Annotated in this window: 19 protein-coding genes and 3 pseudogenes; 11 read left to right on the forward strand and 11 right to left on the reverse strand. The window is 51.3% G+C overall.

Features of this window, described 5'->3' with window-relative positions; all coding sequences use genetic code 11:
- The first annotated feature begins 89 nt into the window (after positions 1 to 89).
- On the forward strand, positions 90 to 944 hold the full coding sequence (gene lgt, locus HMPREF2907_RS03575) for a prolipoprotein diacylglyceryl transferase (RefSeq protein WP_070680127.1): 855 nt from the start codon (positions 90 to 92) through the stop codon (positions 942 to 944).
- A 202-nt stretch (positions 945 to 1,146) separates the two neighbouring features.
- On the forward strand, positions 1,147 to 1,293 hold the full coding sequence (locus tag HMPREF2907_RS12860) for a hypothetical protein (protein WP_019269978.1): 147 nt from the start codon (positions 1,147 to 1,149) through the stop codon (positions 1,291 to 1,293).
- A 127-nt stretch (positions 1,294 to 1,420) separates the two neighbouring features.
- Here HMPREF2907_RS12860 and HMPREF2907_RS03580 read toward each other — a convergent pair whose 3' ends face one another.
- Together HMPREF2907_RS03580 and HMPREF2907_RS03585 are read right to left on the reverse strand one after the other, a co-directional pair.
- Positions 1,421 to 2,017, reverse strand: a complete 597-nt coding sequence (locus tag HMPREF2907_RS03580) for a LemA family protein (protein ID WP_039855689.1) — start codon at positions 2,015 to 2,017, stop codon at positions 1,421 to 1,423.
- 204 nt (positions 2,018 to 2,221) lie between these two features.
- Positions 2,222 to 3,307, reverse strand: a pseudogene (locus HMPREF2907_RS03585) (metallophosphoesterase).
- A 132-nt stretch (positions 3,308 to 3,439) separates the two neighbouring features.
- Between HMPREF2907_RS03585 and HMPREF2907_RS03590 the strand changes: the two are divergent.
- A complete protein-coding gene (locus tag HMPREF2907_RS03590) occupies positions 3,440 to 4,348 on the forward strand; it encodes a Dyp-type peroxidase (RefSeq protein WP_070680130.1) in 909 nt (302 codons plus the stop codon).
- A gap of 112 nt (positions 4,349 to 4,460) precedes the next feature.
- Here HMPREF2907_RS03590 and clpB read toward each other — a convergent pair whose 3' ends face one another.
- On the reverse strand, positions 4,461 to 7,034 hold the full coding sequence (gene clpB, locus HMPREF2907_RS03595; RefSeq protein ID WP_003742105.1) for an ATP-dependent chaperone ClpB: 2,574 nt from the start codon (positions 7,032 to 7,034) through the stop codon (positions 4,461 to 4,463).
- 273 nt (positions 7,035 to 7,307) lie between these two features.
- Between clpB and trpS the strand changes: the two genes are divergently transcribed.
- From trpS to HMPREF2907_RS03615, 4 genes are all read left to right on the forward strand, one after another.
- Positions 7,308 to 8,318: a tryptophan--tRNA ligase gene (trpS, locus tag HMPREF2907_RS03600; protein WP_016688058.1), complete on the forward strand. Its 1,011-nt coding sequence runs from the start codon at positions 7,308 to 7,310 to the stop codon at positions 8,316 to 8,318.
- Between the two features lie 77 nt (positions 8,319 to 8,395).
- Positions 8,396 to 8,935, forward strand: a complete 540-nt coding sequence (locus HMPREF2907_RS03605) for a hypothetical protein (RefSeq protein ID WP_070680133.1) — start codon at positions 8,396 to 8,398, stop codon at positions 8,933 to 8,935.
- Positions 8,936 to 8,952: 17 nt separating this feature from the next.
- The gene (locus HMPREF2907_RS03610; RefSeq protein WP_070680136.1) at positions 8,953 to 9,957 is read left to right on the forward strand and encodes an adenosine deaminase; all 1,005 of its coding nucleotides are present in this window, start codon (positions 8,953 to 8,955) and stop codon (positions 9,955 to 9,957) included.
- Between the two features lie 146 nt (positions 9,958 to 10,103).
- Positions 10,104 to 11,627 carry a phospholipase D family protein gene (locus tag HMPREF2907_RS03615; protein ID WP_070680139.1) on the forward strand — a complete coding sequence of 508 codons (1,524 nt, stop codon included), beginning with the start codon at positions 10,104 to 10,106 and terminating at the stop codon, positions 11,625 to 11,627.
- Between the two features lie 71 nt (positions 11,628 to 11,698).
- Here the strand turns inward: HMPREF2907_RS03615 and HMPREF2907_RS03620 are convergent, their stop codons facing one another.
- Positions 11,699 to 12,829, reverse strand: coding sequence for a polyamine ABC transporter substrate-binding protein (locus HMPREF2907_RS03620; RefSeq protein WP_141754400.1), 1,131 nt, complete (start codon positions 12,827 to 12,829; stop codon positions 11,699 to 11,701).
- Between the two features lie 228 nt (positions 12,830 to 13,057).
- Here HMPREF2907_RS03620 and alaS point away from each other — a divergent pair, with 228 nt between their 5' ends.
- Positions 13,058 to 15,682: an alanine--tRNA ligase gene (gene alaS, locus HMPREF2907_RS03625; protein WP_070680144.1), complete on the forward strand. Its 2,625-nt coding sequence runs from the start codon at positions 13,058 to 13,060 to the stop codon at positions 15,680 to 15,682.
- Positions 15,683 to 15,943: 261 nt separating this feature from the next.
- Here the strand turns inward: alaS and HMPREF2907_RS03630 are convergent, their stop codons facing one another.
- The gene (locus tag HMPREF2907_RS03630) at positions 15,944 to 16,804 is read right to left on the reverse strand and encodes a hypothetical protein (RefSeq protein ID WP_141754401.1); all 861 of its coding nucleotides are present in this window, start codon (positions 16,802 to 16,804) and stop codon (positions 15,944 to 15,946) included.
- Positions 16,805 to 16,937: 133 nt separating this feature from the next.
- On the opposite strand from HMPREF2907_RS03630, the gene HMPREF2907_RS03635 reads away from it, so the two are divergent.
- The 3 genes and pseudogenes from HMPREF2907_RS03635 to ubiT form a co-directional block, all read left to right on the forward strand.
- Positions 16,938 to 17,174 carry a DUF6429 family protein gene (locus tag HMPREF2907_RS03635; RefSeq protein ID WP_049226486.1) on the forward strand — a complete coding sequence of 79 codons (237 nt, stop codon included), beginning with the start codon at positions 16,938 to 16,940 and terminating at the stop codon, positions 17,172 to 17,174.
- Positions 17,175 to 17,373: 199 nt separating this feature from the next.
- A pseudogene (locus tag HMPREF2907_RS12865) lies at positions 17,374 to 17,531 on the forward strand (DHHA1 domain-containing protein); the annotation flags it as partial.
- Between the two features lie 275 nt (positions 17,532 to 17,806).
- Positions 17,807 to 18,004 (forward strand): annotated as a pseudogene (gene ubiT / locus HMPREF2907_RS03640) (ubiquinone anaerobic biosynthesis accessory factor UbiT); the annotation flags it as partial.
- A 322-nt stretch (positions 18,005 to 18,326) separates the two neighbouring features.
- Here the strand turns inward: ubiT and HMPREF2907_RS03645 are convergent.
- The 6 genes from HMPREF2907_RS03645 to HMPREF2907_RS03670 form a co-directional block, all read right to left on the reverse strand.
- Positions 18,327 to 19,778: an alanine/glycine:cation symporter family protein gene (locus HMPREF2907_RS03645; RefSeq protein WP_070680150.1), complete on the reverse strand. Its 1,452-nt coding sequence runs from the start codon at positions 19,776 to 19,778 to the stop codon at positions 18,327 to 18,329.
- A gap of 104 nt (positions 19,779 to 19,882) precedes the next feature.
- Positions 19,883 to 21,352, reverse strand: a complete 1,470-nt coding sequence (locus HMPREF2907_RS03650) for an aldehyde dehydrogenase (protein WP_070680153.1) — start codon at positions 21,350 to 21,352, stop codon at positions 19,883 to 19,885.
- A 12-nt stretch (positions 21,353 to 21,364) separates the two neighbouring features.
- A complete protein-coding gene (gene dapA, locus HMPREF2907_RS03655) occupies positions 21,365 to 22,228 on the reverse strand; it encodes a 4-hydroxy-tetrahydrodipicolinate synthase (RefSeq protein ID WP_070441197.1) in 864 nt (287 codons plus the stop codon).
- 43 nt (positions 22,229 to 22,271) lie between these two features.
- Entirely contained in the window at positions 22,272 to 23,519 is a 1,248-nt protein-coding gene (locus HMPREF2907_RS03660; protein ID WP_070680156.1) for an NAD(P)/FAD-dependent oxidoreductase, read from the reverse strand.
- Positions 23,516 to 24,481 carry a proline racemase family protein gene (locus HMPREF2907_RS03665; protein ID WP_070680159.1) on the reverse strand — a complete coding sequence of 322 codons (966 nt, stop codon included), beginning with the start codon at positions 24,479 to 24,481 and terminating at the stop codon, positions 23,516 to 23,518. The genes HMPREF2907_RS03660 and HMPREF2907_RS03665 overlap by 4 nt, the downstream gene beginning before the upstream one ends.
- Positions 24,482 to 24,651: 170 nt before the next feature.
- Entirely contained in the window at positions 24,652 to 25,362 is a 711-nt protein-coding gene (locus HMPREF2907_RS03670) for an AraC family transcriptional regulator (protein WP_003765346.1), read from the reverse strand.
- Between the last annotated feature and the right edge of the window lie 17 nt (positions 25,363 to 25,379).

Below are 25,379 nucleotides of genomic sequence, written 5' to 3' on the forward strand. Positions count from 1 at the left end.
GGTCGTCTGAAAATCCCAATCGGGATTTTCAGACGACCTTTGTCGGGCTAAAAACACATAAACCGCCCTTCCAATAAGGAACACACATCATGATGATACATCCGCAGTTTGACCCCATTGCAATCAGTATCGGACCAGTCGCCATACGCTGGTATGCCCTCAGCTATATCGTCGGCTTTATGCTTTTCCTATGGCTGGGACGCCGCCGCATCAAACAAGGCAACACCGCCTTTACCCAAGAAATGCTCGACGACTTCCTGACTTGGGGCGTTGTAGGCGTCATTCTCGGCGGACGTCTCGGTTACGTCCTGTTCTACAAACTCTCCGATTACCTCGCCCACCCGCTGGATATTTTCAAGGTCTGGGAAGGCGGCATGTCATTCCACGGCGGCTTCTTGGGCGTCGTCATCGCCATGTGGCTGTTCAGCCGCAAACACAAAATCAGCACCTTGAAAACCATGGATTTTGTCGCGCCGCTCGTTCCGCTGGGTTTGGCTTCCGGCCGTATCGGCAACTTCATCAACGGCGAACTCTGGGGCCGCATTACCGACATCAACGCCTTTTGGGCAATGGGTTTCCCGCAAGCACGCACAGAAGACCTCAACGCCGCCGTGCACAATCCTCTTTGGGCTGAATGGATGCAGCAATACCACGTACTGCCGCGCCACCCTTCGCAACTCTACCAATTCGCGCTGGAAGGCATCTGCCTTTTCATCGTCGTATGGATTTTCTCCAAAAAACCGCGTCCGACCGGACAAGTCGCCTCCCTCTTTCTCGGCGGCTACGGCTTCTTCCGCTTCATCGCCGAATACGCCCGCCAACCCGACGACTATCTCGGCCTGCTCACCTTGGGCTTGTCGATGGGACAATGGTTGAGCGTTCCGATGATTGTTTTGGGCGCGATCGGTTTTGTTTGGTTCGGTAAGAAAAACTGCCTGAACTGATCCCCAAAGGTCGTCTGGAAACCCAAGCGGGACGCGATAACAAGCGTCCCGTCATCATATCAGCCGTGCATCAACCATCCAAACCCGCGCAATTTGCGATTCATCAAACCGAATCGCAAAAAATCTTAAATCCGGCTTGGTTTATCCGCCGCCCGATGGTATCTTGGCACACCTTTCCACCCTTTTTTAAAGAGAGCCTAAAATGTCAGAAGAAAACAAAATCAAAGTCAACGACCTGCCCGAAGACAAAAAAGAACAGTCTGAAGAAGTCGAGCTGCCCGTAGTCAACAACGATGAAAAACGCGGTGGCCACAGCGAAGGCGGCTGCTGCGGCGCATGCGGCGGTTGATTCCGTTTTGAAAAATAAAGGTCGTCTGAAAACCTGAAACATGGTTTTCAGACGACCTTTTTATTGAACGAGGGATGATGACAATAAAGGGGTTCCCATCCAAACTCGTCATACTTTCGAACAAGGATTACGAGCGTGCGAGTAAATGTTTGCTCATTTGAGGGCCATTGTTGTCTTCAAATTTAATCAGGCTTGCTTTGACATGATAACCCAATACTTTCGCAATAATTCCGCTCATGGACTTTCTCAGTATGCGGTTGTAGCGTTCTGCGGAGCGGTTGTAAGCACGGCGCGCGGAAACAACGTCGTTTTCAGCTGCATCCAGCATTTCAAGCTGGCTTTTCAACCCTTCGTCGGGTCGTTGTTTTAAGTTTTTTTCCAAAGCTTCCTGCAAGCTTCGGAGCAATTTGTTTAATTCTGCTTCCGCATTGCACAGGCGGGAAAGCGATTCCGGCGAAAAAGATTTGGATGCCTGGCTCAATACCGCTTCTGCATCGCCACAGGCGGACAACAAACCTTTATCCATATCGTCACCTTCGCGCCCTAAGTAGATTTTTGACGCATCTAAAACATGTCTGACTGCCTGATGCCTACACGCCAAAGCGATACGCAATGCAACGAAAGATTCTTGGTAATCTTTTTTACAACGGCTGAGCTTTTGTTTGAAATTAATCAGCAGAAAGCCCAATATCACGGCGATGAAAATAAGACTAATGATTCCCATAATGCTCATCCTTGATTATTTATTGAAGTAATGTGTTGAGTATTTTGCAGATTTCTCGCGAACGAAAACCAATCCGCAGATTTGATTTAGTTTGATGGCATTATAACCCAAATAGATTTTTTTGCCCATAAGTCATAAAAAAGGCCGTCCGAATTTTGTTTCAGACGACCTTTTTCATACACCTTATATCTTAATTTCAATAAATTACTTCCCCTTCACATCAATCACCCACACTTCCGACTGCGAACCCAAGCGCAGCGGAATCCCCCAGAAACCGTAGCCGGACGTAACAAAAAAGTGTCTTCCGCCGATTTCCTCGTAGCCGTAGGCAAGGCGGTAGAGCGTGCGGACAATCAGGTTCGCCGGTGCAATTTGACCGTTGTGTACATGGCCGGAAACTTGAACATCAATAGGCAGCGTGGCGTGCGCCTCGACTTCGGTCGGGCGGTGATCCATCAGTAAAACGGGCTGGTCGGTATTGTGGTTTTCCAGCAACTGCGCGACAGACGGACGGTCGTGATCCAAGTCATCGTTGCGGCCGACGAGCAGGAACGCATCGTGTTGCAACACTTGGTTGCCGAGTACGGTAATACCCGCCGCTTCAAGGTCATGGCGGATGCGCGCGCTGTCGCCGAACATATCGTGATTGCCCAAAGTCGCGTAAACACCCAGCGGCGCTTTCAGACGACCCAGATGCGGCTGCATATTCTCTTTGCGGTAGGCATCAACATTATCGTCCATCAAATCGCCCGGCAACAGGATTAAATCGACTTTTTCGCGGTTCATGATGTCCACCAGCTTATCCAGTTGTCGCGCGCCGAACAAAATCCCCAAGTGCAGGTCGCTTGCCACGCCGATGCGCAGCGGTTTGTCCATTTTCTTATCGATCACGACAGTCTGATGACGGACGACGGGCGTATAGGCGTTGTACATCCCAAAGCCGACCAAGCCGAACACAAACAGAGGCGCGAACAACCGCAGGCTGCGCGACAGCGACCGGCTTGCCACGAATTTTCACAGCAGTAGAAACAGAATAAATGTCGCCAGTGCCGCATACATCACAAACAGCAGCAACACCATCCAAAACGCCATGATGCGGAACATAAAATGCCCCAACTCCAACAAAAGCCCCACCAACAGGCCGTTGGTCACGAAATACGACACACCCATCAGCCAACGCCTGCCCGCCTTGCCGACTACCGGTGCGAACAGCCATTGCAACGAACGCCCAAGCCCAAAAGTAAAAAGCTGGAGCAATACAATCATTATCAGAAACATCGTGCCAAACATAAAGCGAACCTGTTGAACATCAAAAAACAAACGGCGGATTCTATCATATCCGCCCTTTCAGACGAGGTCGTCTGAAAACCTTAAGTGCTATAATACCGCTTGAAAAATTTCATAAACCGCAAAGGAAATACAATGCTCCGCCCGCAAACCGCCATCATCCCCGACCACGCCCAAGCCGGAATATTCATCGAGGCCGACATTCGCAACAGCCGCTACGACGACATCAAAACCGCCTGCAAAACTTCGCTTGAAGCCTTGGCGAAACTCAAAACCCGCTTTCCCGAAGATATTTTAGGCATGACCATCGCCTTCGGCAGCGAAGCATGGAAAGCGTTCGGACATGCGGAAGAAGGCAGCGAAATCAAGCCCTTCCCCGTCATGGGCAACGGCCTTGCCCCTTCGACCCAACACGATATTTACATCCACATCCAAGCCTACCGCCAAAACGCCGCCTTCGCGCTCGCCCAATCCGTCTTTGCCGCGTTCGGAGACAGCATCAGCGTCGCCACCGAGGAACACGGCCTGCGCCTTTATGAAGACCGCGGCTTGGACGGCTTTGTCGATGGTACTGAAAACCCGCAAGGCGATGAAAACGTCCGCAATGTCGCCATTATTCCCGAAGGCCAACCCGATGCCGGCGGTAGCTACGTCCTCCTGCAAAAATACCTGCACGACCTGAAAAAATGGGATGCCGTCCCCGTTGCCGAACAAGAAGCCAGCATCGGCCGCAGCAAAGAAGCCAACGAAGAATTCAGCAAAGACGTTCGCCTGCCCGATTCGCATTTGGGCCGCGTCAACCTGAAAGAAAACGGCGTGGGTTTGAAAATTGTCCGCCGCAGCCTGCCCTTCGGCAAACTCAGCGGCGAACACGGTCTGATGTTCACTGCCTACTGCCATACCCTGCACAACATCGAAGTACAGCTTTTGCACATGTTTGGCGATGCCGACGGCAAAACCGACCTTCTGCTCAAGCATCTTTCCACCGCCGTTTCCGGCGCATATTACTACGCCCCTTCGGTCGAGCGTTTGCAGGATTTGTAAAACCGCGTTGCTGATGTGAAATATTGAAGCCCTAAGACGAAAGGTCGTCTGAAAACCCGTAATCAGGTTTTCAGACGACCTTTTCATCACTTTATCTCAATCTACACTCAAATCAGGCAAATACCAGCTTGCCGCCCTCTTCTTTCACATGAATCGTGCTGTCGGGCGCGTATTTGCCTTCGAGCAGGGCTTTTGCCAGCGGGTTTTCGATTTCCGACTGGATGGCGCGTTTGAGCGGACGTGCGCCGTACACGGGGTCGAAACCGGCTTTGGCAATCAAATCCAAGGCGGCATCGTCCACTTTCAGGTGCAGGTGCTGCGCTTCCAAACGTTTTTCCAAGCCTTTGAGCTGGATTTTCGCGATGTTGCGGATATTCTCCTGATTCAGTCCGTGGAACACGACCACCTCGTCGATACGGTTGATCATTTCTGGGCGGAAGTAGGCTTTCACTTCTTCCATTACCGCCTCTTTCACGGCTTCGTAATCCTGCGTGCCCATTTGTTGGATGTGCTGGCTGCCGATGTTAGAAGTCATGACGATAACAGTGTTTTTGAAGTCCACGGTGCGGCCTTGTCCATCGGTCAGGCGACCGTCATCCAATACTTGCAGCAGGATGTTGAACACGTCCGGATGGGCTTTTTCCACTTCGTCCAGCAGAATCACGCTGTACGGTTTGCGGCGGACTTGTTCGGTCAGGTAGCCGCCTTCTTCGTAGCCGACATAGCCCGGAGGCGCGCCGATCAGGCGGGCAACGGCGTGTTTTTCCATGTATTCGGACATGTCGATACGGATGAGGTGGTCTTCGCTGTCAAACAAGAAGCCTGCCAGGGCTTTGCACAACTCGGTTTTACCCACGCCGGTCGGGCCTAGGAACAGGAAGCTGCCGTAAGGTTTGTTCGGATCGGCAAGACCGGAACGGCTGCGGCGGATGGCGTCGGACACGGCACGCACGGCTTCGTCTTGACCGACCACGCGGCGGTGCAATACTTCTTCCATTTTCAGCAGCTTGTCGCGTTCGCCTTCCATCATTTTGGACACAGGGATGCCGGTCATACGCGATACGATTTCGGCCACTTCGTCTGCGCCCACTTCGGTGCGGAAAAGTTTGTTTTGTTTTTTGCCGTCGGGGTTACTTTCCGCTGCCTGCAACTGCGCGCCTAATTTCGGCAACTCGCCGTATTCGAGTTCGGACGCACGGGCGAAATCGCCTTGGCGTTTGGCCTGCTCGATTTTGACTTTGATGTCGTCCATCTGTTTCTTGATGTCGGCGGTACTGGAAGACGCGGCTTTTTCGGCTTTCCAGATTTCGTCCAAATCGGCGTATTCTTTTTGCAAGCCGTCGATTTCTTCGTCTATCAGTTCCAAACGTTTTTTGCTGGCGTCGTCGCTCTCTTTGGCAACGTGCATTTTTTCCATTTTGAGCTGGATGATGCGGCGGTCGAGTTTGTCCATCTGCTCGGGTTTGCTGTCCAACTCCATTTTGATGCGGCTGGCAGCTTCGTCAATCAAATCAATCGCTTTGTCGGGCAGGAAGCGGTCGGTAATGTAGCGGTCGCTCAATTCCGCGGCGGCAACAATGGCGGGGTCGGTGATGTCGATGCCGTGGTGGATTTCGTAACGTTCCTGCAAACCGCGCAGGATGGCGATGGTGTCTTCCACGCTGGGTTCGCCAACCAATACTTTTTGGAAACGGCGTTCGAGTGCCGCGTCTTTTTCGATGTATTGGCGGTATTCGTCCAAGGTGGTCGCACCGATGCAGTGCAGTTCGCCGCGCGCCAAAGCCGGTTTCAACATATTGCCCGCGTCCATCGCGCCGTCGGTTTTGCCTGCGCCGACCAAAGTATGAATTTCGTCGATGAAAATCAGAGTGTTGCCGTCGTCTTTCGCCAAGTCGTTCAACACGCCTTTCAAGCGTTCTTCAAATTCGCCGCGGTATTTCGCGCCGGCAATCAATGCCGCCAAGTCCAAAACCAGCAGGCGTTTGTTGCGCAGGGATTCGGGCACTTCGCCGTTGACGATGCGTTGCGCCAAGCCTTCGACAATGGCGGTTTTACCCACGCCCGGTTCGCCGATCAGTACGGGGTTGTTTTTGGTGCGGCGTTGCAGCACCTGAATCGCACGGCGGATTTCGTCGTCGCGGCCGATAACAGGGTCAAGTTTGCCGTCGCGGGCGCGCTGGGTCAGGTCGAGCGTGTATTTTTTCAACGCATCGCGTTGGTCTTCGGCATTGGCATCATTCACGTTTTGTCCTCCTCGTACCGCGTCAATCGCGGCATTGATATTTTGTTCGGTCGCGCCGGCTTCTTTCAAGATTTTGCCAGTCGCATCATTCTGCTGCACTAAAGCAAGCAGGAAAAGTTCGCTGGCGATATAGGCATCACCGCGCTTGGTTGCCGCTTTATCCATCAGGTTCAACACCGCCTGCAATTCGCGGCTGGGCAGAATATCGCCGCCCTGGCCGGACACTTTCGGCAAGCTGTTCAAATGCTGCTGCAAACGCTGTTTCACCTGCGGCACGTTCACGCCCGCATGAGCCAAGAGCGCGGCGGCTCCGCTGTTTTGATCGTCAAGCAGGGCTTTCAGCACAAAGCCCGCTTCCAGATAGCTGCTGTCCGCAGCCAACGCCAAACTCTGAGCTTCTGCAAGAGCTTGTTGGAATTTGGCGGTTAATTTGTCGAATCTCATCTTCTTGGTTTCCTTTTCTTTTGAAATATCATTCTAATGAATGCTATATAGTGCCGCCTGTGGATAACTCAAGGGGAAAATCTAAGAAAATATCAAAAAAAATAATATCTTTATGTTTTTAAAGGAAAATTAAACAAAAAAAGCTGTGAATAAGTCCATATGCCAATTATAAAAAGGTCGCCTGAAAACTCGTTAAGAATCAGGTATAATCAATTCCTATTTCATTTCAGACGACCTTGAGCCATTTACCTTGAGCCATTTAAGGATATCCCCATGAGCAAGAAACGCGTCCTCACCGGCGTAACCACCACCGGCATCCCGCATCTGGGCAACTACGTCGGCGCCATCCGCCCTGCCGTCCGCGCGGCGCAAAACCCCGATACCGAATCCTTCCTCTTCCTCGCCGACTACCACGGCATCATCAAATGCCACGAGCCGGAGATGATTCACCAATCCACCCAAGCCGTTGCCGCCACTTGGCTTGCCTGCGGACTCGACCCCGAGCGCACCACCTTCTACCGCCAAAGCGACATTCCCGAAGTGATGGAATTGAACTGGATTCTGACCTGCATCACCGCCAAAGGCCTGATGAACCGCGCCCACGCCTACAAAGCCGCCGTGCAGGCAAATGTCGAAAACAATCAGGAAGACCCCGACCACGGCGTAGAAATGGGGCTGTACAGCTACCCCATCCTGATGACCGCCGACATTCTCATGTTCAACGCCAACGAAGTGCCCGTCGGCCGCGACCAAATCCAACACGTCGAAATGGCGCGCGACATCGCCGGCCGCTTCAACCACCGCTTCAAAGAAGTTTTCACCCTGCCCGAAGTAAAAATCGACGAAAACGTCGAACTCTTGGTCGGTTTGGACGGACGCAAAATGTCCAAATCCTACGGCAACACCATTCCGCTTTGGGAAAACGACAAGAAAACCCAAAAATCGGTCAACAAAATCATCACCAACATGAAAGAGCCGGGCGAGCCGAAACAGCCCGACGAAAGCCCTTTGTTTGAAATCTACAAAGCCTTCTCCACGTCGTCTGAAACCGCAGCGTTCACACAAATGCTTGCCGAAGGCCTGGCATGGGGCGAAGCCAAAAAACTCTTGGCTGCCAAAATCAATGCAGAACTGGCAGAACCGCGCGAACGCTACAATGAGCTGACCGCCAATCCTTCGCAAATCGAAGACATCCTGCAGGCAGGCGCAGCCAAAGCACGCAAAGAAGCGCGCGAACTGCTGGACAAAGTACGCGACGCCGTCGGCATCCGCCCATTGAAGTAAATCTCAAAAGGTCGTCTGAAAAAGCAGTCCGCTTATATTTCAGACGACCTTTTCCTGTTTAAAACAAGGAATATCCGATGAAAGCCTTTCCGATTCTCTTATCCGCCCTCCTGCTTGCCGCCTGCGGCAAATCCGAAGCCCCGGCCGAGTCCGCCCAAAATGCCGCCGAAGCCGCGCCAAAACCCTCGTTTAAAGTCAAATACATCGACAACAACGCCATCACAGGCTTGGATTTAGGTCAAAGCAGCGAAGGCAAAACCAATGACGGCAAAAAACAAATCAGCTATCCGATTAACGGCTTGTCCGAACAAAACGTCATCCAACTGATCGGCAACCACCCCAACGATTTGGAAGTCATCAGCGGAAAATGTATGGAAACCGGTGACAAAGGCGAGCCTTTAGGCTGGACTGAAAACGGCAAATGCCATGCCTTGTTTGCCAAACTGGTCGGCAACATCGCCGAAGACGGTGGCAAACTAACCGGCTACCTCCTCTCCCACGCCGCCCTGCAACCGTATCAGGCAGGCAAAAGCGGCTATGCCGCCGTTCAAAACGGCCGCTACATCCTCGAACTCGACAGCGAAGGAATGTTCTACTTCCGCCGCCGCCACTATTGATCGAGCGGGTGCCGCCCATGACCGTACACACCTTAATCCGCACCCTGCCTAAAGCCGAATTGCACGTCCATATCGAAGGCACGTTCGAGCCGGAATTGATGTTCGCCATCGCCGGGCGCAACGGCGTTTCCATTCCCTATGCGGATGTGGACGCCGTTCGCCGCGCTTACGATTTTCACAACCTGCAATCCTTCCTCGATATTTACTACGCAGCGGCGGCGGTCTTGCTCCACGAGCAGGATTTTTACGACCTGACCACCGCCTATTTCGCCCGCTGCCGCGAGGACAACGTCGTCCACACCGAAATCTTCTTCGACCCGCAAACCCATACCGCGCGCGGCGTACCGTTTGAAACCGTCATCAACGGCATCACCCGCGCCCGCCTGGAAGCGCAGGAAAAATGGGGCATTTCCAGCAGGCTGATTATGTGTTTCCTGCGGCATTTGAGCGAAGAATCCGCGTTTGAAACGCTTGCCCAAGCACAGCCTTTCAGACGACATATCGACGGCATCGGACTGGATTCGGGCGAACTCGGCAACCCGCCCTCGAAATTCGAGCGCGTCTTCGCCCAAGCCCGCGCGCAAGGTTTTCCTGCCGTCGCCCATGCCGGCGAAGAAGGTCCGCCCGAATACGTTTGGGAAGCGTTGGATTTGCTGAAAGTCGTCCGCATCGACCACGGCGTGCGTTCTGAAGAAGACGAACTCCTTATGCAGCGTCTGATTGCCGAACAAATGCCCCTGACCGTCTGCCCATTAAGCAACCTCAAACTCAAAGTCGTCGGCGATCTGTCCCGGCACAACCTGCGCCGTATGCTTGAGCGCGGCGTATTGGTTACCGTCAATTCAGACGACCCCGCCTACTTCGGCGGCTACCTCAACCAAAATTTCATCGAACTTGCCGAGGCATTGGATTTGAATGAAGCAGACATCCGCACCTTGTGCAAAAACTCGTTCAAAGCCTCGTTTTTAAGTGAGGAAGAAAAAGCAAAACGGTACGCCGAAATCGACAGCGTCCATGTTTAAACACGAAGCCGACTTGAAAAAGCAATCCGGCCGGCTTTGTTCTCGGTTAAAATGCGAACCGTATAAACATCGAACTTCCTTTCAGACGACCCTTCTAAATAAAAATACCGTTTCAGCGCAGAAAGTCGTCTGAAATGCCCTCAAGAATGAAAAAAATCCATCTCATCCTTATGCTTCCGGTTTTTCTGACAGGTTGCGCCGGCCTGCCCTCACTGGACGATCGCCCTGAAAGCCACTACCTCGACATCCGTTCCGCCCCGCGCATGGATGCCCTGCTCAACACCGCCACTGCCAAAACCGGAGGCGATATTTCCAATGTCTATCTGCTCAACGACGCGCACGAAGCCTTCGTCGCCCGCGCCGCCCTGATTGAAGCCGCCGACCACACCCTGGACCTCCAATACTACATCTGGCACAACGACATCTCCGGCAAGCTCATGTTCAACCTGATTCACCGTGCCGCCGAACGCGGCGTGCGCGTGCGCCTGCTGCTTGACGACAACAACACCAACGGGCTGGACAACGTCCTGCTCGCCCTCGACAGCCACCCCAATATCGAAATCCGCCTGTTCAACCCCTTCGTCCGCCGCAAATGGCGCGCGCTGGGCTATTTGACCGACTTCCCGCGCCTCAACCGCCGGATGCACAACAAATCCTTTACCGCCGACAACCGCGCCACCATCCTCGGCGGGCGCAATATCGGAGACGAATATTTCAAAGTCGGCGAAGACACCATCTTTGCCGACCTCGACATCCTCGCTACCGGCCGCGTCGTAACCGAAGTTTCCCAAGACTTCGACCGCTATTGGGCAAGCCATTCCTCCTACACCGTCGCCAGCATCATCAAAAAAGGCGATATCGAAAAAGGCTTCCAAGAGATGGGTTACGACGACAAAGACAAAAGCGATACTGTCAACCGTTACCGCAGAAGCATTGAAGAGTCCGAACTCTACCAAAAAATGCAGAGCAACAGCATAGACTGGCAAAGCGTCCATACCCGCCTGATCAGCGACGACCCCGCCAAAGGGCTGGACCGCGACCGCCATAAACTGCCTATCTTCGAACGCATGCAAAACGCCTTGAAAACACCCAAGAAAAGCATTTATCTTGTTTCGCCCTATTTCGTTCCCACCAAATCAGGCGTGCGCGCGCTTGACCGGCTCGTTAAAGACGGCGTGGATGTAACCGTCCTGACCAACTCGCTTCAAGCGACCGATGTCACCGCCGTCCACTCAGGCTACGCCAAATACCGCAAACCAATGCTCAAAGCCGGTGTCAAACTCTACGAGCTGCAACCCAACCACGCCGTCCCCACCACCAAAGACCGCGGTCTGACCGGCAGCTCCGCCACCAGCCTGCATGCCAAAACCTTCATCGTGGACGAGAAACGCGTCTTCATCGGCTCATTCAACCTCGACCCGCGCTCCGCCAGACTCAACACCGAAATGGGCGTCGTCCTCGAAAGCCCCAAAATCGCAGGCGAAATGCAGCGCACCCTCGTCAATACCACCCCCAAATACGCCTATCAGGTTACCCTCGACAAATACAACAAACTGCACTGGCACGACCCCGCCACCCAGAAAACCTACTCCGCCGAGCCGGAAGCCAAATTCTGGAAACGCGTTACCTCCAAAATCTTTTCCTTCCTGCCGATAGAAGGATTGCTGTAAAAACCAACAAAAGGTCGTCTGAAAACCTGTATTTCAAGTTTTCAGACGACCTTTTGCTTATCCGTATCAAATTATTTGCCGGCTTTCACGCCCTGCCATTGGCGGACCATGAATTTCAAAATGGTGGGCTGGATAGGGACCATGATGAAGCTGTTTTTCAAATCTTCTTCGCTCGGGAAAATGGTGCGGTCATCCCTGAACTCGGCTTCCATCAATTCGCGTGCGGGCTTGCTGGAAGGGGCGTAGGTGACGAAATTGCCGTTTCTCGCGGCGACTTCTGGGTCGAGAAAGTCGTTGATGTATTTGTGGGCATTGGCGACGTTTTTCGCATCTTTTGGAATGACGAAAGAGTCCACCCAAATCCCCACGCCTTCTTTGGGCATCATGACGCGGATTTTTTCTTTGCCACCCGCTTCTTCGGCACGCCGTCTGGCGATGTTCAAGTCGCCGCCGAAGCCGATGGTGACGCAGGTGTCGCCGCGCGCCAAGTCGTCGATGAAGCCGGACGAGGTAAAGCGTTTGATGTTGGGACGGTTTTTCTTGAGCAGCTCGGTTGCTGCTTTGATGTCTTCGGTATCGTTGCTGTTGGGGTTTTTACCCATGTAGTTCAACACCATAGGATAAATTTCCGCCGCGCTGTCCAAGTAGCTGATGCCGCATTGTTTGAGCTTGGATGTGTATTCGGGGTTGAACACCAAATCCCATTGGTTGTCCGGCAGTTTGTCCGTACCTAAGGCTTTTTTCACGCGCTCGGTATTGATGGCGAAGGTATTCGTTCCCCAATAAAACGGAACGGCGTACTCGTGGCTCGGATCGACGCCTTCCATCAGTTTCATCAATTCGGGGTTGAGGTTTTTATAGTTGGGTATCAGGGATTTGTCGATTTTTTGATAAGCACCTGCCTTAATCTGCCTGCCGACGAAGGTATTGGACGGGCCGACGATGTCGTAGCCTGATTTTCCGGTCAATACTTTACTTTCCAGCGTCTCATCGCTGTCGTACACGTCGTAAGTTACCTTGATACCGTTTTTCTTTTCAAAATCGGCGACGGTTTCGGGATCGACGTATTCCGACCAGTTGTAAATCCTCAATACATTTTGGTTTCCCGCCTGACCCGCTTTGTCGGAGGTATTTTTATCCGAACCTCCGCAGGCGGCGAGCATGACGGCGGTCAGGGCGATGAGTGGCAGATGTTTGGTCATTATCATTCCTTGCATATCGGGTGGAAGGGAAAGTAAGGGATTATAAATCAGGCACGCACTATCTGATAGCAGTTTCCATTGGGGCGATAGTCAGAAGGTCGTCTGAAAGTCCCTGATTCAATAGCTAGAAACAAGGTTTTGCGGTAATATAGCACCCATTTTCTTTCCACAATTACATACGGCCGGGAAGGTCGTCTGAAACCTTTTTAGTAGAGACATCGAAACATCATGAAAACCTCCGAACTACGCCAAAAATTCCTAAAATTCTTCGAATCCAAAGGCCACACCATCGTCCGCTCTTCCAGCCTCGTGCCGCACGACGACCCGACGCTGCTGTTTACCAACGCCGGTATGAACCAGTTTAAAGACGTATTCCTCGGCTTCGACAAACGCCCATACAACCGCGCCACCACCGCGCAAAAATGCGTACGCGCCGGCGGCAAACACAACGACTTGGAAAACGTCGGCTACACCGCCCGCCACCACACCTTTTTTGAAATGATGGGCAACTTTTCCTTCGGCGACTACTTCAAACGCGACGCCATCCACTTCGCTTGGGAATTTTTGACTTCCCCCGAATGGCTGAACATCCCCAAAGAAAAACTCTTGGCGACCGTATATGCCGAAGACGACGAAGCCTACAACATCTGGCTGAACGAAATCGGTATGCCTGCCGAGCGCATCGTCCGCATCGGCGACAATAAAGGCGCGAAATACGCGTCCGACAACTTCTGGCAGATGGGCGACACCGGCCCCTGCGGCCCGTGTTCTGAAATTTTCTACGACCACGGCGAAGAAATTTGGGGCGGCATTCCCGGTAGTCCTGAAGAAGACGGCGACCGCTGGATTGAAATTTGGAACTGCGTGTTCATGCAGTTCAACCGCGACGAGCAAGGCAATATGAATCGGCTGCCCAAGCCGTCCGTCGATACCGGCATGGGCTTGGAGCGCATGGCGGCCGTGATGCAGCACGTCCACAGCAACTACGAAATCGACCTGTTCCAAGACCTGCTCAAAGCCGTTGCCCGCGAAACCGGCGCGCCGTTCAGCATGGACGAGCCGAGCCTGAAAGTGATTGCCGACCACATCCGTTCCTGCTCCTTCCTGATTGCCGACGGCGTGATGCCGTCCAACGAAGGCCGCGGCTATGTCCTGCGCCGCATCATCCGCCGCGCCGTTCGCCACGGTTACAAACTCGGTCAGAAACAGGCGTTTTTCTACAAACTCGTGCCCGATTTGGTGAAAGCAATGGGCGACGCATATCCTGAGTTGAAAGAAAAACAAGCGCAAATCGAAGAAGCCCTGAAAAACGAAGAAAGCCGCTTTGCCCAAACTTTGGAAACCGGCATGGCTTTGCTGGAAAACGCCTTGACCAAAGGCAGCAACAAACTGGACGGCGAAATCATCTTTAAACTCTACGACACCTACGGCTTCCCGTATGATTTGACCGCCGACATCTGCCGCGAACGCAATATCGATTTGGACGAAGAAGGCTTTAACCGCGAAATGGAAGCCCAACGCGCCCGCGCCCGCGCCGCGCAAAACTTCAAAGCCAACGCGCAACTGGACTACACAGGCGCAGACACCGAGTTCACCGGCTACGAAAAACGCAGCCAAGACACCAAAATCATCGCCTTATACAAAGGCAGCGAAGCCGTGGACGAACTCCAAGCAGGCGAAGCCGGCGTGGTTGTTTTGGAACAAACCCCGTTCTACGCCGAAAGCGGCGGCCAAGTCGGCGACGTAGGTTTTATCTTCGCAGGCGAAAACCGCTTCCGCGTTGAAGATACGCAAAAAATCAAAGCCGCCGTACACGGACAATTCGGCGCAGTTGTATCAGGTCGTCTGAAAGTCGGCGATGCCGTATCTGCCGAAATCGACAACGACATCCGCGACAGTATCATGCGCAACCACAGCGTTACCCACCTGATGCACAAAGCCCTGCGCGATGTTTTGGGCACGCACGTCGAACAAAAAGGCAGCCTGCAAAACGCCGAGCTGACCCGCTTTGACATCTCCCACCCGCAAGGCATCAGCGCGGAAGAAATCGCCGAAGTCGAACGCCGCGTCAACGCCGCGATTATCGCCAACGTGCCCGTCAAAGTGGAAACCATGTCCATTGAAGACGCGCAAAAATCCGGCGCCATGATGCTCTTCGGCGAAAAATACGGCGACTTCGTCCGCGTCATCACCATGGGCGACTACTCCACCGAACTGTGCGGCGGCACCCACGTTGCCCGCACCGGCGACATCGGCTTCTTCAAAATCATCAGCGAAGGCGGCATCGCCGCAGGCATCCGCCGCGTAGAAGCCATTACCGGCCTTGCCGCGCTGGCATGGGCGCAAAACCAAGAAAGCCTGATGAAAAACATCATCGCCGAAGTCAAAGCCCAAACCGAAAAAGACGTACTCGCCAAAATCCAAGCCAACGCCGCCAACGCCAAAGCCTTGGAAAAAGAGTTGGCAAAAGCCAAAGCCGAACTCGCCGTCCACGCAGGCGCAAAGCTCTTGGACAACGCCAAAGACTTGGGCGCAGCCAAACTCGTCGCCGCTCAAATCGAAGCCGACGCAGCCGCCCTGCGCGAAATCGTTACCGATTTAACCGGTAAATCCGACAACGCCGTGATTCTTTTGGCGGCAGTAAACGACGGCAAAGTATCCCTGTGCGCCGGCGTATCCAAAGCCCTGACCGGAAAAGTAAAAGCCGGCGATTTGGTCAAATTCGCAGCAGAACAAGTCGGCGGCAAAGGCGGCGGCAGACCGGATTTGGCACAGGCAGGGGGTACGGATGCTTCTCAAGTCGGCACGATGCTGAATTCGGCAGAAGGCTGGGTAAACAGTAAGCTGAGTTGATGAGTGATGTATTAAGTTAAGTAGAGAAGGTCGTCTGAAAAATTTTTCAGACGACCTTCTTAGTAAGATATATAGATATTAGGATAAATTTTTTGAGATTTTTCCTTTCCTAATATAGCAGATTAAGGCAATACCCCAAGTATTTAGGAAAATTCAATGATGATATTGGATCATGGCTTAAGCTCTGCTTGTTATATCTACTCTCATACAAAAATACAGTGCCATTGAGCAAGATGTGAAGTAATATGGAGCTAAGACTTACTATGTATTATTTTTCAATGTCAGTAGTAGATTGCAGGAAAGAATAAAGGCATACCCTAATAAATCATTCGCTAAGCCTTCAAATTTTCTGCATGACACAATTTCATTTATTTTATAATCTTCTAATACAATAACTCCTAATAATTCTCTTTTTTCCGCGTTAGTGTAAATATACCCTTGAATAATTTTTTTATATTGTGGTTCTAACTCTTTATTTCCTGTAATACCAGATTTATTCAGAATATTTTTTAATATCGTATCAACATCAGATACTTTTCCATTTTTATGGACGATAATATGACGAAATTGTTCAATCATCTTTACATAAAAAAAGAGATTCTTTCCAGTCTTATTATTTTTCTCATCTATTTTAATATTTGGGGTTTTATCTCTAAATTTTACAATAATTTTATTAACATATTTTTTTAATTCCATATTATCCATATCCCCTTCTTTATCTTTATCAAGGCGGAGATGCTTTATTTTAAAGTGATGACAACATATCTTATATAGATCAATAATATACTCTTCAAATAATTCATATCCATCAACTAACAACCACTGATATTGTTTATTTCTATGAATGTAACATTGCTCAGCATATTCTTTGTAATCAAATTGATTGTTTCTATGTAATTCAGTTTTCCCTGTATAAGGATTTATAAAATAGTAATTTTCAATATTTGTAGGTAGAGTCCATTTTTCAGTAAGATCAAGATTTAATTTATCAAAGTTGGCTTGTTTTTTTGATAATTCGTTTAAAAAACATTCAAATGTTCTAGATGTGATACGATAAGAGAGTTTTAATTTTGCTATTTGATCTAAAAAATTTTCATATCGCTCTTTTAACTTGTCATACATATTAAGCTCTTTCTTCTGTCCAATTAAATGATACATTCTCTTTAAACTTTACAAGATTGACAAGTGTAGTAAGCAGTAGCCTGCATTCTTCCACATCTCACCCCATCAATCCAAATCAAGAAAGCCCCAACCCATGCCCTACAACCGCCAAAAAATGGAAAACGCCCTGCTTGCCCTAATCGGCGCATTGGAATTTGAAGACGGCCGTTTTTGGAAAGGCTACGATTTTGACCTGCTCAATAGCCTGCACGAACAAGGCTTAATCAGCCAGCCTTGGGGTAAAGCCAAATCCGCCTATCTCACCCCTGAAGGTTTGGAAAAAGCCAAAGCCTTGGCAGAAGAGATGTTTGGCGGAGAATCGGATTTGTAGCAAGGTTGTGCGGACATTGGCTTTATGTTGCCTGCGCCGAAGCAAACGTAGCTTGGATCATAACCCAACAAAACTTTATATTGCCCGTAATCTCAAAGCTGCCCGAGAAATAATTTTCAGACGACCTATCTTTATCAAAAGCAGCCTGTACTTTCAGCAAACCTTAGCCCCTTCCAACCGCGTGCATAGGCTACGCCATACGCTGTGCGCCGGTATATCCAAAGCCATGACCGGAAAAGTGAAAGCCGGAGATTTTGTCAAATTCGCAGCCGAACAAGTCGGCGGTAAAAGCGGCGGCAAACTGGATTTGATACAGGCCGGGGAACGGATACTGCAAAACTGCCTGAAATACTGTGAAGCGTGGAAGACTGGCTAAGCGGCAAGTTGTTTGATTAACATAGAGAAAAGAGGTCGTCTGAAAAAATTTCAGACGACCTCTTTCGAAACTATAAAGGAAACCATATGAACCATGACATTATCAGGGTACGTCTCCAAAAAATTCAACGCACAAGAAAATTACTTCAAATAGCTGTCTTTGCATCCACCGACACCAATTATGCGGCAAACACTGAATTGTTGGACAAATTTACTAAGATTTAGAAAAATCCATCGACGCGGATTTATTCGGCACGCCCGATTTGCGCCTTGCCGCCAACGGTATCGACTTTATGCGCATGATAATGCGCGAGGAAGATCCGGATACTTTGTTTTTCAACCGCAAACTGCAAATTGAAGGCGATACCGAGCTGGGGCTGATTACCAAAAACCTGCTCGACAGCGTGGACTGGCCGTTCGGCGATTGGTTTTTGAAACGGCAGTTGTACGATTGAACGCAGAGTTCACACATTTGGATTTGAAGTGCAAAGATTTTCCAAGCAGGAAGTCTAGTGCACATTAGTGGGATCAGGAATCGAATGAAAATACTAATGAGCCGCTTTGACAGTATTTTTTGAAAGGGAAGGATTTCAGGCAAATTTAGACATGTCCTGGTACACCATATACAGTAGTGCCGAACAACACACCTACATAACTGTTGTGTTATTCGGCACCAAATGAGGTACTTATTAAACGGGTTTGCTCAATTAAATCAGATGTTGCACTTAAAACCTAGATCCTCCAACTACTTTGCTCATCTATCGTAACGGAGCAAACTTAGCGCCTATCATGTTGTTGCATATGTTCTATCCAGAATTCGGCATTCTCAATCCCGGCTACACGCGGGTCGAACACCGGATCAAGACCGGCTTTTTTCTGGCGGTCGTAATCATACAGCGCACGTAAGGCGGGTTTACTGAGAAATACGATAGCAATCAGGTTGAGATAACACATGCTGCCGAAGCCTATATCACCCAAGCCCCACATCAGGCTGGCGGACTGTACGCTGCCGGTAAACACCACCGCTAAAAACACCAACCGCAGAATCATACTGAGTATCGGGTATTTCAGCTTTTGGTCGAGATAGAGCAGCGCAGTTTCGGCGATGTAGTAATAAGCCAGCAGGCAGGTAAAGGCAAAGAAGAAGATGCCTACCGCCACAAATGCGCCGCCGAAATTACCGAACACAGTACCCAATGCAGCCTGCGTGTAAGCAGAGCCGGCTTCCACGCCGGGAATATTTTCCACAAGCGGCGTTTTCATGCCGACCGGATGTACGTTATACATACCGGTAATCAGAATCATGATAGCGGTGGAGGTGCAGACAATCACGGTATCGATATACACCGAAAAGCCTTGCACCAAACCTTGTTTCACAGGATGGCTTACTTCAGCGGCAGCCGAGCTGAACGTTGCTTCGCCTGCACCGGCTACGTTTGAGAACACGGCGCGACGCACCCCCCAGGAAATCGCGCTACCGACAATTCCGCCGAATACCGCGTCCGTACCGAATGCGCTACCGATGATCAGGCTTAAGGTTTCGGGGATTTTAGATGCGTGGTTTATCAACACAATCAGCATCAAGCCTACATAACCTAACGCCATTAGGGGGATAATGCGGTCAGCAGCACGGGCGATGCGTTTGGTGCCGCCGAAAATCAGAAACGCCAATATCATGGAAACTGCAGCACCGGTGCTCCATGCAGGCAGTGCGAAGGCGTTCTCAAACGATGTAGCAATGGTATTGGCCTGAATGCCCGGCACTAACACGCCGTAGCTCAGGAAAATCACTACGGCTACCAGCACTGCAAAGGCTTTCATCTTTAAGCCGCGCTCGATGTAATAAGGAGAGCCGCCGCGGTATTCCGTACCGACTTTGGTTTTATAAATCTGCGCCAAAGTGGATTCTACAAACGCGCTGGCACCACCCAACAGAGCCATCACAATCATCCAAAATACAGAGCCCGGACCGCCTGCGGCAATAGCGGTCGCTACGCCGGCGATGTTGCCGACACCAATGCGTCCCGACAGCGACATGCAGAATGCCTGAAACGAAGAAATACCCGCACCGGACTCCTGCTTTTCATTCAGTAGGCGGATCATTTCAGGCAAATAGCGGAACTGCACTCCTCTAGTAATAATAGTGAAATATAAACCGACGGCCAAAGCCAGATAAACCAGGCCGTTTCCCCAGATATAGTCCACCAGTGTACTGACGATCTTTTCCATCTCTTCTCCTTTGCGTTTTTGTGTAGTTATTAGAAGTCGTCTGGAAAAAGGTTTGTGTTTGTTACAAGCCTGTCGGTTTCAGACGACCTGAGCTTTATTTTGTGTTATTCCAGAAACCAAATGGTTTTTGTTTGCGTATATTGCTCAAACGCTTCCACACCTTTGTCGCGACCGCCGAAACCGGATTGTTTGTAACCGCCGAACGGCGTGGCGATGCTGCCTTCCGAAAAACCGTTTACCGATACCGTACCTGCCTGAATTTTGCGGGCAACACGGTGGGCGCGGCTTACATTGGATGTGTAGAACGAAGCGGCCAGTCCGTAATCCGATTGGTTCGCCAAACGGACGGCTTCCTCTTCGCTGCTGAATGCGGTTACCGCCAGCACCGGACCGAAAATTTCTTCTTGGAACACGGTCATATCCGCAGTTACACCGTCGATAATCGCCGGCTCAAAATACCAGCCGTCGCCGGTTTTGCCGCCGGTAATCAGTTTGCCGCCCTCTTTCAGCGCGGTATCGAAATAACGGCACACCTTATCAAAATGAGCTTCTTCCACCATCGGGCCGAGGTTGGTTTCAGGCAGGCGTGGATCGCCGACTTTCCAGCCTTGCTTGAGGTCGTCTGAAAGTTTGGCCAGCAGGGCATCTTTGATACTTGCTTCCACAATCAGGCGCGAACCGCAGCTGCAATTTTCACCCATATTCCAGAACGCGGCGGCTAAAATCAACGGTACCGCTTTGTCTATATCCGCATCGGCAAACACGATTTGCGGACTTTTGCCGCCGCATTCCAAGACGATTTCTTTCAAATTGCTTTGCGCCGAATATTCCAAGAAATAGCGTCCGACTTCGGTGGATCCGGTAAAGGCCACCATGTCCACATCTTGATGCACACCCAAAGCCTTGCCGACCGTTTCCCCCAAGCCGCAAACCAGCGTCAGCGCTGCTTCAGGCACGCCTGCTTCATGCGCCAGCTGCACCATGCGGTAGGCGCTCAGCGACGTCAGTTCGGCCGGTTTCACAATCACCGAATTGCCCGCTGCCAAAGCAGGTGCCACTTTCCATGCAAACATCTGCGCGGGGAAGTTCCACGGCAGCACTACGCCGACCACGCCGACCGGATCATACACAATCAAACCCAGCGCGTCGTTGCCGGTGGGGGCAACGCGGCCGAAGGCTTTATCCACATATTCGGCGTAGAAATAAAAGGTCTCAATGGTGGCGGGCATATCGGTGTTGATGCACTCGCTGATGGGCTTGCCAGCGTCGATACAGTCCAACGCAGCGAGCTCTTCGGCATGTTCTTCAATCAACTGCGCCCAACGCAGCAGTACGGCACGTTTTTCAGATGGGCTTTTGCCTGCCCAAAGGTCGTCTGAAAACGCAGAACGCGCGGCACGCACGGCGGCATCTATATCCTGTTCACTGCCGTCGGCGATGTAACCGATGAGTGAATTGTCGATGGGCGTGCGGTTTTCCAGCTTTCTGCCCGAATCGGCGTGGTTCGGAATCAAATTCCCCGCCCATAGGCTGCCTGCTTTGGCGGCCTCGAAGATTTGTTCAATGGTTTTCATACTGCGGCTCCTTTATTTCAACAATGCCGTAAACTCGGCGGCTTCCTGCATGGTCAGATTGTGCAGCGGCAGGCGCACTTTTCCGGCGGGTTTGGTACCGTTTAAGCAGCCGATTTTAGCTTTTTGGTTGTAGTCGCCCGACTCCATCGAATGCAGGGCGGGATAAAGGTCGGTAAGAATCTGGCGGGCTTTATCCCAATCTTGGGCTTGGGCAGCGTTAAACAGGGCAACCTGCTCACCTGGGAACACATTGGCCGCACCTGCAATCCAGCTTTTCACACCCCAGAAGAAGAAATCCAAAGGTTGGTCGTCGCAGCCGCACACGACTTGGAAGTTGTCGAATTTCGCCTGGATCATACGCAACGCGTTAGAGAAATTACCGGTGCTTTCTTTGATACCGACGATGTTGGGATGTTTCGACAAATGCGCCACAGTTTCAAATTCGAGTTCTACGCCGATACGCGCGGGAAAGTTGTAGAGAATAATCGGCAAGTCGGTTTTAGACGCCACATATTCAAAGTGCTCGATAATGCCTTGCTGCGACGGCAGGCTGTATGGCGGCGCCGACAACATCAGCCCGTCGTAGCCTAATTCTTTAGCTCGGGCGGCGCGTTGTGCAGCCACTTCGCTCGACATATCGCTGACACCGGCAATCAGCGTACAACGGCCAGCAGCGGCCTTCACGATGGTGGTCAATACGGTTTCGCGTTCGGCTTCCGACAAAGCGTAATACTCACCCGTGGTGCCGCAGGCTACGATGCCGCGCACGCCTTTAGCAATAAACGCGTCCACCAATTCGGCCAGCAGCGTGGTATCCACTTGATTGTCGGCGGTAAACGGGGTAACGATGGGAACTAAAATACCTTCGATATTCATATGTTTCTCCTCTTGAGATGAATCGTGATTCGGTTTGCTCGCTTCAGAAACGGCTAAAACGGTAAGGGCTTAAATCTATTGCAGGCTGTTCTCCAAAATACAAGGCTTTCACCAGTTTTGCGGTGAGCGGTGCTTGGGTTAAGCCCAAATGCTGATGCCCGAACGCCAGAAAAATGTTTTCTTTTCGGTCGATTACCGGCAGGGAATCGGCAATCGACGGTCGAAAACCCATCCACGACACGGCACCTTGCCGGTTCAGACGACCTTTGAGCATAGATTCTGCCAAGTGAAAGAGCTGCTGAGCCCGTTCCATATTCGGCGGTGCATCCAGCCCGGCAAACTCCACTGTACCGGCCAGGCGCAAGCCTGCGTTCATGGGCGTCATGATGAATTTGCGCTCAAAGCTGCTTACCGGCACGTTCAAAATATTTAGGCTTTGCGGCAACATCAGGTGGTAACCGCGTTCCGTATCAAGCGGTACGTCGCTGCCGCACAGTTTTTTCAACCATGGTTTAGAAAACGCACCGGCAGCAATCACCACATGTTTGGCTTCAAACGCCTTACTACCGCCTATGATGCGGAACAGGTCGTCTGAAAATAATTGGATATCGGAAACGTCGGTATGTTCACTGATCGTACCGCCCGCCTGTATGAAAGCGTGCTGTAAATCAGCCGCCATACCTGCCAAATCGACCACATGACCGGTATGAGGGTAAAACAGCGCACCGCGTTGCGTATCGGCCAGCGCAGGTTCGCGTTCATGCAGACCGGCATAGTCAAGCCATTCGTTGACCACACCTAATTCATTCAACACCCTGCCGTGTTTCTGTAACGCTGATTGCCCGTTTTCGGTTTCGCACACCAACAGCGAACCGTCGATACGGATATGTTGTTCCACTCTCCATTCTTGTGCAAACTTCCTCCATGCAGCCAAAGCAAGACTGTTTAGTGCCATCAGGGCGCGGTGGCTGTGCTGGAAGCGTTTGGGCGTAAGGTTGTACAGCAGGCTGAACAGCCACGGCGTGATTTTAGGCAGGTATTTCCAGTCCAGCCGCAACGGTCCAAGCGGGTCGAGCAGCATTTTCGGCAGTTGCTTGAGCACGTCCGGCGATGCAATCGGAAACACCTGCTCGGTGGCGATATGCCCGGCATTGCCATAAGATGCGCCTCCGCATACAGTGTCCCGCTCTAACAACAGTACGCTTTCGCCGCAACGCTGCAATTCCAGCGCGATGCTCAATCCGACGATGCCGCCACCAACCACGGCTGCAGAAAAAATTTGGCTGCTCATGATGTTTCAATTCCGTAGCGGAACGGATCATCCGCGTTTACAAAAATTTCCGATGCCGCATGAATATGTGCCTCTCCCTTGATGGTGGGGATTATCAGACCTTCCGAATGAAGGTCGTCTGAAAGTGTTTCATAAGAAGCAGCAAAGCGGCTGCCGATTATGCTTTCCTGCACCCACTCTTTTTCAGATGGCCACACGCCGTCTGCAGCCAAACAGGCCATCTTCGCGCTGGTGCCCGTGCCACAAGGCGAGCGGTCGTAAGCTTTGCCGGGACAGAGCACAAAGCTGCGGCTGTCTGCAGTATCGGTTTTCCCGAACAGCTCGATGTGGTCTATTTCCTGCCCGTCTTTGCCGCTAATGCCCTGCGCATTCAGCGCGGTGCGGATGCGCCATGAAATATCAGTCAATTGCTCCAGATTGTCGGGCGAGATGGTGCAGCCGTGGTCATTCACCAAGAAAAACCAGTTGCCGCCCCAAGCAATATCGCCGGTGATGCTGCCAATGCCCTCAACGTCAAGCGACACGTCTTTACGGTAGCGGTAGGCCGGTACGTTGCGCACGCTGACCGAGCCGTCTTCATACAACGTGCAGCGTACATCGCCCACCGGCGTTTCGATGATATGCGTGCCGATATCAATGCGTTTGAGGTGTTGCAGCGTTTTAATCAAACCGATGGTGCCGTGGCCGCACATACCCAAATAACCGCTGTTGTTAAAGAAAATCACGCCGGCGACAGAAGTAGGGGCTTGCGGCTTGCACAACAACGCCCCGACCAAAACTTCCGAACCACGCGGCTCCAAAATCAGCGCACGACGCAAATGGTCGAAACGTTTGGCAAAATCGGCACACTGCTCCTGCAAACTGCTGCCGAAAAGCTCGGGAAATCCGTCATACACTACACGGGTCGGCTCACCGCCGGTATGGGAGTCAATCACGGAAAAAGTATATTCGGTATGCGGCATAGCAAAATCCTATCGCTAAAAAACTTCCGTTAACCTTACAAAATCGCTGCTGCCGCCGTCTTGATGAATTTCCCGTTTTTTATGCGGAAATGTGCACACTCAGACACACTTAAAACAAAAAATGCCTGTCTGAAAACTATTTTCAGACAGGCATTTCCGTACGGTTACTGTTATCTTGATTTCTTAAATTCAGATGGTACCAATCCTACCAGTGCCTTAAACTGACGCGTAAATGCACTGTGATCGGAATAGCCGCAGCGGGCAGAAATTTCCGTTACCGACAAGCCTGTTTCCAACATCGCCATGGCTGCTTCGATGCGTATTTTTTGAATATATTGCGAAGGTGTGATGTGGAAAATCTTTTTGAAATAACGCTCGATTTGGGCGGTGGAAAGACGTGAAACGGCTTCCAAGTCTTTCATTTTTATGTTTTGGTCGAAGTGGCCGGCAATGTATTTTTCAATCAGCGCGACTTTTTTATTCAGCTCGGGGCGGTTGCTGTCATTGGTTTCCACATCCACAGACACACCAAGCATGGCAATAATTTCACCCAAAGGATTGCGCACCGGCATTTTATGCGTGATACACCAGCCCAGTTCTCCCGAAGCATAAGTATGCAGCTCCAGCTTATTGTTGATGATTTTGCCGTCGTTCAAAACTTCCCTGTCCTGCTGTGTATAACGTTGTCCCCATTCCGACTGAAACAGGTCTTCCGATGTTTTCCCAATCAAAGCCGCCATATCTGACAATTGTAAGCGGTGCAACAGCGTATCGTTGGCATAGACATACTCCGCCCGCATGTTTTTTACAAAAAACACCGTACTGGGCAATACCTGCAAGACAGGTGCAAACATGTTCAGACTGCGGATAAGGTCATTCACATTTTCCGGACAAACTG

Origin of the sequence: Neisseria sp. HMSC055H02 (assembly GCF_001813335.1) — a bacterium.
Lineage (GTDB): Bacteria > Pseudomonadota > Gammaproteobacteria > Burkholderiales > Neisseriaceae > Neisseria > Neisseria sicca_C.

Coding starts and splice junctions, on each gene's coding strand:
- lgt (WP_070680127.1), top strand. CDS start 90: ATGATGATACATCCGCAGTTTGACCCCATTGCAATCAGTATCGGACCA.
- HMPREF2907_RS12860 (WP_019269978.1), top strand. CDS start 1,147: ATGTCAGAAGAAAACAAAATCAAAGTCAACGACCTGCCCGAAGACAAA.
- HMPREF2907_RS03580 (WP_039855689.1), bottom strand. CDS start 2,017: ATGGGAATCATTAGTCTTATTTTCATCGCCGTGATATTGGGCTTTCTG.
- HMPREF2907_RS03590 (WP_070680130.1), top strand. CDS start 3,440: ATGCTCCGCCCGCAAACCGCCATCATCCCCGACCACGCCCAAGCCGGA.
- clpB (WP_003742105.1), bottom strand. CDS start 7,034: ATGAGATTCGACAAATTAACCGCCAAATTCCAACAAGCTCTTGCAGAA.
- trpS (WP_016688058.1), top strand. CDS start 7,308: ATGAGCAAGAAACGCGTCCTCACCGGCGTAACCACCACCGGCATCCCG.
- HMPREF2907_RS03605 (WP_070680133.1), top strand. CDS start 8,396: ATGAAAGCCTTTCCGATTCTCTTATCCGCCCTCCTGCTTGCCGCCTGC.
- HMPREF2907_RS03610 (WP_070680136.1), top strand. CDS start 8,953: ATGACCGTACACACCTTAATCCGCACCCTGCCTAAAGCCGAATTGCAC.
- HMPREF2907_RS03615 (WP_070680139.1), top strand. CDS start 10,104: ATGAAAAAAATCCATCTCATCCTTATGCTTCCGGTTTTTCTGACAGGT.
- HMPREF2907_RS03620 (WP_141754400.1), bottom strand. CDS start 12,829: ATGACCAAACATCTGCCACTCATCGCCCTGACCGCCGTCATGCTCGCC.
- alaS (WP_070680144.1), top strand. CDS start 13,058: ATGAAAACCTCCGAACTACGCCAAAAATTCCTAAAATTCTTCGAATCC.
- HMPREF2907_RS03630 (WP_141754401.1), bottom strand. CDS start 16,804: ATGTATGACAAGTTAAAAGAGCGATATGAAAATTTTTTAGATCAAATA.
- HMPREF2907_RS03635 (WP_049226486.1), top strand. CDS start 16,938: ATGCCCTACAACCGCCAAAAAATGGAAAACGCCCTGCTTGCCCTAATC.
- HMPREF2907_RS03645 (WP_070680150.1), bottom strand. CDS start 19,778: ATGGAAAAGATCGTCAGTACACTGGTGGACTATATCTGGGGAAACGGC.
- HMPREF2907_RS03650 (WP_070680153.1), bottom strand. CDS start 21,352: ATGAAAACCATTGAACAAATCTTCGAGGCCGCCAAAGCAGGCAGCCTA.
- dapA (WP_070441197.1), bottom strand. CDS start 22,228: ATGAATATCGAAGGTATTTTAGTTCCCATCGTTACCCCGTTTACCGCC.
- HMPREF2907_RS03660 (WP_070680156.1), bottom strand. CDS start 23,519: ATGAGCAGCCAAATTTTTTCTGCAGCCGTGGTTGGTGGCGGCATCGTC.
- HMPREF2907_RS03665 (WP_070680159.1), bottom strand. CDS start 24,481: ATGCCGCATACCGAATATACTTTTTCCGTGATTGACTCCCATACCGGC.